3 protein-coding genes and 7 pseudogenes are annotated in these 7992 nt (G+C 38.5%); 7 read left to right on the plus strand and 3 right to left on the minus strand.

The genetic code is table 11. The features are described from left to right. A pseudogene (locus BN53_RS01950) lies at positions 1–473 on the minus strand (IS4 family transposase); the annotation flags it as partial. Between the two features lie 16 nt (positions 474–489). On the opposite strand from BN53_RS01950, the pseudogene BN53_RS01955 reads away from it, so the two are divergent. The 7 genes and pseudogenes from BN53_RS01955 to BN53_RS01980 all read left to right on the plus strand — a co-directional run. Continuing rightward, positions 490–1347: pseudogene (locus BN53_RS01955) on the plus strand (IS4 family transposase); the annotation flags it as partial. Positions 1348–1417: 70 nt separating this feature from the next. Next, positions 1418–1681 (plus strand): annotated as a pseudogene (locus BN53_RS09345) (endonuclease III domain-containing protein); the annotation flags it as partial. Next, positions 1671–1862: pseudogene (locus BN53_RS01960) on the plus strand (PTS sugar transporter subunit IIA); the annotation flags it as partial. The pseudogenes BN53_RS09345 and BN53_RS01960, both read left to right, overlap by 11 nt. Before the next feature lie 59 nt (positions 1863–1921). Beyond that, positions 1922–3150 (plus strand): annotated as a pseudogene (locus BN53_RS09965) (glycoside hydrolase family 1 protein). 218 nt (positions 3151–3368) lie between these two features. Further along, positions 3369–4796 (plus strand): hypothetical protein, encoded by a 1428-nt coding sequence (locus BN53_RS01970; RefSeq protein WP_009559216.1) that lies wholly within the window; start codon positions 3369–3371, stop codon positions 4794–4796. A gap of 117 nt (positions 4797–4913) precedes the next feature. Beyond that, positions 4914–5120, plus strand: a pseudogene (locus BN53_RS10010) (type IV toxin-antitoxin system AbiEi family antitoxin domain-containing protein); the annotation flags it as partial. Beyond that, a pseudogene (locus BN53_RS01980) lies at positions 5117–5991 on the plus strand (nucleotidyl transferase AbiEii/AbiGii toxin family protein). The pseudogenes BN53_RS10010 and BN53_RS01980, both read left to right, overlap by 4 nt. A 125-nt stretch (positions 5992–6116) precedes the next feature. On the opposite strand, the gene galE reads toward BN53_RS01980, so the two are convergent. Beyond that, positions 6117–7109 (minus strand): UDP-glucose 4-epimerase GalE, encoded by a 993-nt coding sequence (gene galE, locus BN53_RS01985; protein WP_009559218.1) that lies wholly within the window; start codon positions 7107–7109, stop codon positions 6117–6119. Between the two features lie 101 nt (positions 7110–7210). Continuing rightward, on the minus strand, positions 7211–7992 hold a 782-nt coding region (locus BN53_RS01990; RefSeq protein ID WP_040537266.1), incomplete at its 5' end, for a beta-galactosidase small subunit.

The raw sequence follows: 7992 nt of genomic DNA on the forward strand, positions 1-7992 counted from the left end.
CTAAGCTTTGTCTGAGTAGTAGCTAAAACCAAATACTTGTTCTTGTTTCCACGGTTGGAGACAAAGACGAGCTTTAATAAAAAGCTATGTCCATGATATTGAGCCTCAACTATGCTTGAATAAAGATAATGTTTCTTTTTACAGATGTTTGAAGCAGCCAAACGATCATACAAGTCTTTAACGCTATAGCGGCGATGGCGATAAATGTAATAAATCTTTGAACTCTTCTTGATCATGCCAAGTCCATCTAAACCGATCTTCTTTAAAATCCAAAACATTCTTGGAGAAGAAAACCAAGAATCGAATAAGACGTATTTAGCTTCTACCCCTAATCGTAAGGCTTGTCTAATCAACTCTACAGTTACATCGTTCATCTTTCTCTGAGCTTGATTTCTCCTTTTACCAGAAATTGAACGTTCATCAGCAGTAATGGGAGCAGCTCCAATCATATTTTTCTTGGTTTTAGTTGACATTAAGGCAAAGTTGACTGGCAATACCTTTCTCCCGGTCAATTTTGCCCTAATGTCTACCAAGAAGCCTAAGAATATGATTGGTAAGGGTCCAACAATCCAAGATCAACGCTCAATTGCCGGTCGCAGGAGGGCGCAGGCACAAAGACAGATGAATGATGTTACCGTTGAACTGATTAAGCAAGCTGTTGAGGAGGGAATTCCAGCAGATTATGTTTTATTTGACAGCTGGTTTTCTTCGCCCAAGATGTTTTGGCAGCTAAAGGAACTGGGATTGGATAGCGTTGGCATGATTAAACAAAGCAAGAAAATATATTATCGCTATCGCGGGCGCTTATATGATGTTAAGGGTCTTTATGCTAGACTGGCAAAATCTAAGATAAAGGCAAAGGAGAATTATCTCTATAGCTGTGTAGTCCAGGCAGAATATCAAGGTCATGCTTTCCCGCTTAGACTAGTTTTTGCCGCTAATCGTGGCAATGGGAAGCAATACTTGGTCCTAGCTTCTACCAGAGTTTCGCTGCATCCAGAAGAAATCATTCAATTGTATGGGCGTAGATGGCAGATTAAAACCTACTTTAAGACAGCCAAGCAATATCTAGCTTTAGATAAGTCACAAATTCAAAGCTATGATGGACAATGTGGCTATATTGCCGTTACTGTGTTAACCTATGATCTTTTAGCTTGGCAAGAAAGACTAAGTACAGACGATCGAACTATTGGCGATCTGTTTTATTTGATGAATGATGCGTTGCCGGACTTGGCGTTTGAGGAAGCATTGGTCTACCTGATGTCAGTCTTAAAAGAAGTAGAAGCAAAACTGACAGATAAAATTACTAAGATAATTGAAGAATTTATATTTAGGCAGCCGATATAAAAACTAATTTAAGAAGCAAAAAGCCAGATTCCATAAGGAAGCTGGCCAGTTTTAGTGCTTTCAACTTTCAGTACCTAAGAATATCTTAGCTCTATCAAAAGAAGAACTAGAACAAGCAATAAAATCCGCTGGCTTTTATACTCGCAAGGCACAAACGATCAAGACGCTAGCTGAATATTTTTATAAATATGACTTTGATTTAGAGCAGGTCACTATGATGCCTAAAGACATTCTTCGAAAAGAGATTCTCTCTTTAAAGGGTATAGGTCCTGAAACAGCGGATGTGATCTTGATGTATGCACTAAGCAAGGGTGGCTTTGTCGTTGATGCATATTGGGATGGACACCGTCAACTTGCAAGGGAAGGGCTTCAAGGTTTTGGTAGAAAAAGACCAAGCAGTTAAAGCCGGCGATCCGTTAGTTGAATTCGATATTGAAGCAATCAAGGCTGCTGGCTATGAAGTAACTACGCCAGTGGTGGTAACCAACTCTAAGAAATATAAGTCTGTAGAGTAAGTGGCTCAAGGTGAAGTTAAAGTTGGTCAAGAACTTATTGATTTACAAGGAGAATAATAATGACAAAATTTCCAGAAAACTTTTTATGGGGCGGTGCAACCGCTGCTAACCAAATCGAAGGTGCTTATGATGTTGACGGCAAGGGGATATCAGTAACTGATATCACTACTGCTGGTAGTCTTGATAAGCCAAGATACCTTACTTATGAAGTGGATGGCAAAGAAGGTAAGGCTGCCGGGATGTTTGCTGCATCACTGCCAGAAGGTGCTAAAGGAAAGATCTTTGCAGATGAATATTATCCAAACCATGTAGCGATCGACTTTTATCATCATTACAAAGAAGACATTAAGATGTTTGCGGAATGGGCTTTAAGGTCTTCCGCTTATCAATTGCTTAGACTAGAATTTTCCCTAAAGGGGATGAAGAAAAGCCTAACCAATCTGGACTTGACTTCTACCGCCGGGTCTTTGAAGAATGTAAGAAGTATGGTATTGAACCATTAGTTACGATTTCTCACTATGAAGATCCACTTTATTTGGCACAAAAATATCATGACTGGCAAGATCGTAAGATGATTGATTATTACGTTAAGTATGCCACAACCTTGTTCAAGAAATACAAGGGACTAGTTAAATACTGGCTAACTTTCTACTGCGGAGATGTTCAATGCAAGGGTGAATACCCAACTTATGCTCACCGTCTATGGGATCCACACCATGTAGAGCTTGATATTACTGAGCAAGATTTGAAGGATCTTAAGGAAGGTACAGTCGACATGTACACTTTCTCTTATTACCAATCAAATATTGTGACGATTCACGAAGATGACAATCAAGTTCAAGGCAACTTCGCAGCTGGTCAAAAGAATCCATATCTTGAATATTCTGAATGGGGCTGGTCAACTGATCCAGAAGGTTTGCAATATTACCTTGAAGTTATGTATGACAGATATCATTTGCCAATGATGGTTGTTGAAAACGGTTTGGGTGCTGTTGATCAAATCAGCGAAGATGGCAAGATTCATGACCCATACCGAATCGACTACTTGCGCAAACATATTGAAGCGATGAAGAAGGCAATTGAAAATGGCGTTGACTTGATAGCTTACACTACCTGGGGATGCATTGATTTAGTATCTGCAGGTACTGGTCAAATGTCTAAGCGTTATGGCTTCATCTATGTTGATCGCGATGATCATGGCGAAGGCAGTCTTGCTAGAATGCCAAAAGATTCTTTCTATTGGTACAAGAAGGTGATCGCTTCAAATGGTGAAGATTTAGGCGATTAGCCAGATAATTATTTTAGATTTTCCTCAACTTTTTTACTTATACTCCTTTAGATTGTAAAATGCAGGATCTTACGATACGGATATATATCGCAGGTTCTGCATTTTTTCTATTCACAAATAGATACAATATTTAATAGATACAATATTTTCGTCAATTTGTAATTCTACGGTTACTTATTCAGTGTAAAATTATAAATAATAGAAGGAAGGTAAGATCAATGAATCATAAACTAAATCTACTACTAGCAGCTGTTGCGGCTTCTTCTGCTTTAGCAATTAGCCAGCCAGCTCAAGCTGCGACAACCTTATCTAATTACGGGACAAGCTATATTCGCAAGGGCCAGTACCGCATTCACCTGAAGTCGGCGGGCCGAATAACGGTTAATACGTCAGCTAAATATGAAATTATCAACACACTTGACTGGGAAGCTATTCCATATGCTGGTTCGAATAAGAAAACCAAGACTTTCTACTTGCGTGCAGGAAATTATAAGCTAACTACTTCAGCTAAGAAATACACTCCGATCAAAATCAACTACACTAAGTTGACCAAATTAGTAAATTCTTTAGCTGACTATACAGTTGAAACTAAATCTGCTCCTAAGCGAATTCCAACTGATATCAAGATGGGTCAGACAGTCAGATCCTTTGATGATATTTTCAAAAAGTATCATCTATCTGGGCAAGAATTATATCAGTTTACCATCGATAAGCCTCAAAAGGTAACGCTCAATTATTCAGCTATGCCGATCTATTATCCAGATGATGGCAACATCTATAGCAAGTCTGAGATTTCAATTGAGCCGGTGACTAACTATAGTATTAGCCCAGAATCTTGGAAAACAATTGGTCTGACGACTAACAAGAAGCATTCTTGGTATTTGGCTAAGGGGACTTATGTAATTGAATTTTCCCCTGGCCGTGGTCGTTATAGTTTCAGTTTATCTAGCGAAGATGCGGATGCTAGTCAGGTTATTCCTGATACGCCAGCGATTACTAACATTACACCGGTAGCTGAAGGCTTGAAAGTGACCTACAGCAAGGCGGCTAATGCCACTAGTTATGCTTTATATAGCTATCAAAAGCCGGATACTAAGATAGATATTTATAATTTTGACTTCACTTACCCAGTTAATAAGGCACTTACTCGCAATAGCAACGGCCGTTATAGTTATCCGGCTGACTTGACGCAGATAATTCCCAAGAATCAATTGATCAATGGCAACACCTACTACATTGCAGTTCGTGGTGTAAACGGGCAATACTTTGGCGATAATTCTGAACCGATCAAGTATACCTATTATGCTTCAAGCAACAATTCGACTAGCTTGTCTGCGCCAGTTTTGACTACTAGCTATTACGACGATAATGGTAGCGATGAGCCATATATTTCCATGAAATGGGACAAGATTGCAGATGCTGACAGCTATGAAGTTGGCTACCATTTGAAAGGCGCAAAATGGCACTACTACATGGTGAAGAGCAATTGGGAAGAAATTACGCCAAGTTTGGATGCTGATAAAGATTTGAAATTTACTAAAGGGGATGTTTATGAGCTCAAGGTTCGCGCCTATCATGGCTCACAAGCAGGTCCTTGGTCTGAAACTAAGAACATAACGGTAAATGTTACCCCATCAGGGTATTGATTTTAGAATAAAAAACTTGAGCAATTAAAAATGAAGTGAGACCTAAAAGTGAGATACTTTTAGGTCTTTTACTATGTCTAAATTTAATAAAGAACAAAAAAATAGAAATTTATAGTAAATGGAAATGTGATTAATATCTATACTCCTGAAAGAACTCTAGCTGAAATATTGCGACCGATTAATGCTATAGATATCGAAATAATTACCAATGCCTTCAAGATGTGGAATAACGAAAAGAAAAAAGATATAAATACATTAATGTCTTTTGCAGAAAAGTTTAGGGTAACTAGAAAGGTAAATAGCTACTTAGAGGTGTTGTTGTGAAAAATTATGTTGATGAGAAGCAGTTCAAAGCAGATGTAAGAAGGTATGCTAGAGAGCATAATATAAAAGGAAATGAGATTGGTCGATTATGGCAAGAAATTATGTTAGATGATTTGCTAGAAAGAATTTCAGTATCAAAATATCGAGATAATTTCATTTTAAAAGGTGGTTTTTTGTTGTCGGCTATTGTTGGTATCGATAAAAGATTCACGGAAGACATTGATGCTGAGATAAAAGGATTAGATTTGACCGAAAAACAAATAGCTAAAGTATTTGAAGAAATCTGTCAAATAAAATTAGCGGGGGATCTATTAAGCATTTCGTTGTCAGAAATTGAACAGATTCATGAGCATGAAGAGTACAAGGGCTATCGATTACATTTTAATGCTTCTTTTCGGAAGATAAGATATCCATTAAAAGTAGATGTTTCAACAGGGGATGTTATTACACCTAGGGAGATTGAATATAGCTATAAATTACATTTAGAAGATCGACATATTAATATTTGGGCATATACTATGGAAACTATAGTAGCGGAAAAATTAGAAACGGTAATTACGAGAGGAATAGCTAATACACGTATGAAAGATCTCTATGATTTATTCATACTGCAGAGAGAACGAATCAATTTAGCTACTTTAAAGTCAGCTTTTGCTAATACTACGAATTACCGTGAATCAATCTTTTGGACAGGACAAGATATGGATTATAAGTATTGTCTAAGACAAGTAGATATTATTGCTGAAAATAGTAATATGCAGAATCTTTGGAATAGATACGTGAGAAAACATCCTTTTGCTAAGGGATCACTTTTACTCAAGTTATTCAGGCAGTTCAAACTTGGCTAACTAAATTAGAGTTTGAAAAATAATTTCAATCAAAAATGACGCTAATTGATCGAACCAGCGTCATTTTTTTAGATAATAGATGTAGAAAATAGTTTGAAAAACGATTAGTTTCTGATAGAAATCTCCTTAATAATATTTCTTAATTAATTTACTTATCTTCGTAACCTTTTGGGTGGCTCTTGTGCCAGTTCCAAGCAGTGGCGATCACGTCATCGACATTTTCATGCTTTGGCTTCCAACCAAGAACTGTACGAGCCTTAGTTGAGTCGGCAACAAGTGAGTCAGGATCGCCGCCACGGCGTGGACCCATTGTGTAAGGGATGTCAATGCCGGTAACTTTCTTAGCACTTTCCAAGATTTCCAAGTTGGAGTAGCCATGTGCAGTACCCAAGTTAAAGACATCTGATTTGTCGGTCTTCATCATGTGCTTCAAAGCCAAGATGTGAGCATCGATTAAGTCTTCAACTTGAACGTAGTCACGTACGTTAGTACCGTCCTTAGTGTCGTAGTCATCACCGAAGATAGTGAACTTGCCGTCACCGGCAATGGCACTCTTTAAGATATTTGGAATCAGGTGAGTTTCTGGTGCATGGTCTTCACCAATGGTACCATCGCTTGAAGCACCGGCTACGTTGAAGTAACGTAAGGCAGTGTACTTAATGCCATCAGCCTTGTCAGCCCAAGCCATGATCTTTTCCATCATCATCTTGGTTTCACCGTATGGGTTGATTGGGTTAAGTGGGGTGTCTTCAGTGATTGGCAACTTCTTAGGAATACCGTAAGTTGCGGCAGAACTAGAGAAGACTAAGTACTTAACGCCGGCATCATTCATTGCTTGTAATAATGAAATCATGCCAGTAACGTTGTTATCATAGTATTTAAGTGGCTTTTTAACTGATTCAGGTACCAATGAGTAAGCGGCAAAGTGCATTACGGCATCAATCTTTTCATCTCGTAAAATCTTGCTTACTAAGAAGGTATCTTCAATATCGCCTTGATAAAACTTAGTCTTTGGATCAACAGCTTTTCTGTGACCAGTATACAAGGCATCTAAAACAACGACATCATTTCCTTCTTTAACTAATTCGCGTACGGCGTGTGAACCGATATAGCCTGCACCGCCGATAACTAAAACTTTCATGTTTACTCTTTTTTAATTGGTTATTAGTCTTTACTTAAATCGATTACATTATAGCACAATATTTAGTAAATTATTTACTAATTCAAAATAAATTATTTAAATTAATTTAGCGTAAATGAGAATTCATGATCTTGCTCAGGATCGATGTGGTATTGCTCTTCTACATCGGAGCCCCAGCTATCGATGCCGCCTACGCCGCGAACAGCTCCCGCGATTACCAATACGCTTCTACGAGCCAATGGCAACTCTTCAATGTGGGTAGCATTTTCTAATTCTTCTGCAGTGTATGGCAGTAAACTGAAGTTAAATGGCTGCTTAGTTTGCGTAATCTTTAAACTAAAGTCGCCATCTTTGTCCGCATTGTTTTGCGTAGAATTACGGGTAATGACTAATTCATTAGTCTGCATGTGCATCCCGTTTTCCTGTGGTACAAGATACTTAGTAACTGGCAAGCCGTCAATGTGGAAAGTTCCGCGTTCTGCTCCAGCCATTCTGTCAGGGTAGGTTTCACCAGACAAGCCAGTATAGTCAAAACTTTTAGCCTTGGTTGGCATAATGAATCTCATGCCGATAACAGGCAAAGGCGGCAAGCCTTTTTTACCAAAATAATGCATGGTAATCGTCATGTGACCAGCATCATTAATATTGTAAATGATTTTGACTTTGGTTGCAGGAGTAGTTAAAGCTTCGTAGTCAAAAGCCACTTTTACTTCATGGGCAAATTCCTGATTGCTAAATTGATTATTGATTGGAGCGACAGGCAATTCGTCGAATTGGTGATCGTCAACTTGAACGTGAATACCCACACATTTAGTGAACATGTCAGCTCCTAGCCATTGGGCTGCTTTTTGATTAAAGCCGCTACCGCGATCGTTATCGGTGG

The sequence above is a fragment of the Lactobacillus pasteurii DSM 23907 = CRBIP 24.76 genome (assembly GCF_000297025.1).
In the GTDB taxonomy this organism is placed as follows: domain Bacteria; phylum Bacillota; class Bacilli; order Lactobacillales; family Lactobacillaceae; genus Lactobacillus; species Lactobacillus pasteurii.

Bases quoted from the DNA above. Each gene is read 5' to 3' on its own strand.
- BN53_RS01970 (WP_009559216.1), top strand. From the start codon at position 3,369: ATGAATCATAAACTAAATCTACTACTAGCAGCTGTTGCGGCTTCTTCT.
- galE (WP_009559218.1), bottom strand. From the start codon at position 7,109: ATGAAAGTTTTAGTTATCGGCGGTGCAGGCTATATCGGTTCACACGCC.